The sequence below is a fragment of the Roseateles sp. PN1 genome, from assembly GCF_038419725.1.
Classification (GTDB): domain Bacteria; phylum Pseudomonadota; class Gammaproteobacteria; order Burkholderiales; family Burkholderiaceae_C; genus Paucibacter_A.
In genome coordinates, this window is sequence record NZ_JBCARA010000031.1 from 1 (window position 1) to 1,572 (window position 1,572).

The following is a 1,572-nucleotide window of genomic DNA, read 5'->3' on the forward strand; positions in this document are numbered from 1 at the left end:
AGCAAGGGCCAGTTGCCGTTCTCGACCGACTGGTTCATGACCTGGCAGCCCAATATTCACGCCTCGCTGTTTTTGAATGTGCATGAGTACCTGAACAAGGTCTCTGAGCTGGATGAGATTGATGCGGTCATCAAGGCCTATCAGCTCTATCAAGAACAGACGCAAGCGCAGGGCCTGGAAGCCATGCTGTCGGTGACGCGCGCTTGGCGCCTTGTGAAGTTCATCGACAACGGCATGTTGACGATGACCAAGTGCAGCACCTGCGGCGGTCAGTTCGTGACCCATCCGCATGAAATTGCCCGCCACTATGTTTGCGGCATGTGCAACCCACCGGCCCGCGCCGGCAAGGGCCGCGCGCAGGGCGCGATCCAGATGCACTGAGTCTTGCTGTCCCAACTGCCCATGTTCCGAACTGCCCTGGTCTTGATCGCCCGCAATGAGGCGGGGCAGATCGAGCGCTTGCTGCAAAGCATCAAGCCCTGGGTAGACGACATGCTGGTGCTGGACACCGGATCCACCGACGCCACACCGGCGCTGGCCGCTGCGGCCGGCGCACGCGTGGCGCACTTTGCCTGGTGTGATGACTTCGCTGCAGCGCGCAATGCCGCCCTGGATTTGGCCAATGCCGATTGGCATGTGGTGCTGGACGCCGATGAGTGGCTGATCAGCGGCGGCGAGGCGTTGGCCGCCTTGCGCCACACCCGACCCGATTTTGTCGGCAGCATCGAGCTGTTGGATCAGTTCCATGATGGGCAGCAACAAGTGGCGCGCTCGCGCCTCTCGCGCGTGTTGCCTGGCCAGCTGCGATATGCCGGGCATATCCATGAGCAGGTGATCCACAACTTGCCGCTGAGGCCGCTGGCCTTGCAGATTGGTCACGATGGCTATCAGCCCGAGCGCCTGCAGTCGAAGAAGGGCCGGAACAAGGCCTTGCTGACGCTGGCGCTGGCGCAACGCCCGGATGACGCCTACCTTTGCTATCAGATGGGCAAGGACTGCTCGGTGTACGAAGACTATGCCGAGGCTGAGCACTTCTTTGCTCGCAGCGCTGACTTGTTGAGCGACAGCCCCACGTGGTGGGCCGATCTGGTCGCGCGGCGCCTGTTCGGGCTTAAGCAGCTCAAGCAGCATGAGGCTGCCATCCAATTTGCTGAGACCCAGTTGGTGGTTTGTGCCGAATCTCCTGACTTCTTCTTCGCCTTGGGCGACTTGCTCTTGGATTGGGCCGCCGACGCGCCCGAGCAGGCCGAGTTGCTGCTGCCCATGATCGAAGACGCTTGGCGGCGCTGCCTGGAAATCGGCGAGCGCCCCGAGCAAAGCGGCGCTGTGGCCGGCCGTGGCAGTCACCTGGCGGCTCACAATCTGGCACTGGTGTTGGAAGGCACCGGGCGGGCGGAAGAAGCTGCTGCCATGCGCCAGGCCTACGCCGCTTGAATTGGCCCGCTGAGGCGGGACAAGCGCAGAACAGGGCTGGGAGGCCGGCGCATCTCGCCTCTTGTAGGAAAAAACCTGACAAGCCCCAGGGAAGAAAGGGGACTTCAGTGACGGAAAAGCGCCGATGTTGGGAGTTTG

The 1,572-nt window shown here is 62.2% G+C and carries 2 protein-coding genes; both read left to right on the top strand.

What is annotated here, in order from left to right; all coding sequences use genetic code 11:
- On the top strand, positions 1 to 381 hold a 381-nt coding region (locus AABB87_RS23000; protein ID WP_341973601.1), incomplete at its 5' end, for a FlhC family transcriptional regulator.
- Between the two features lie 21 nt (positions 382 to 402).
- A complete protein-coding gene (locus AABB87_RS23005) occupies positions 403 to 1,434 on the top strand; it encodes a glycosyltransferase (protein WP_341973602.1) in 1,032 nt (343 codons plus the stop codon).
- Positions 1,435 to 1,572: the final 138 nt, after the last annotated feature.

Coding starts and splice junctions, on each gene's coding strand:
- AABB87_RS23005 (WP_341973602.1), top strand. CDS start 403: ATGTTCCGAACTGCCCTGGTCTTGATCGCCCGCAATGAGGCGGGGCAG.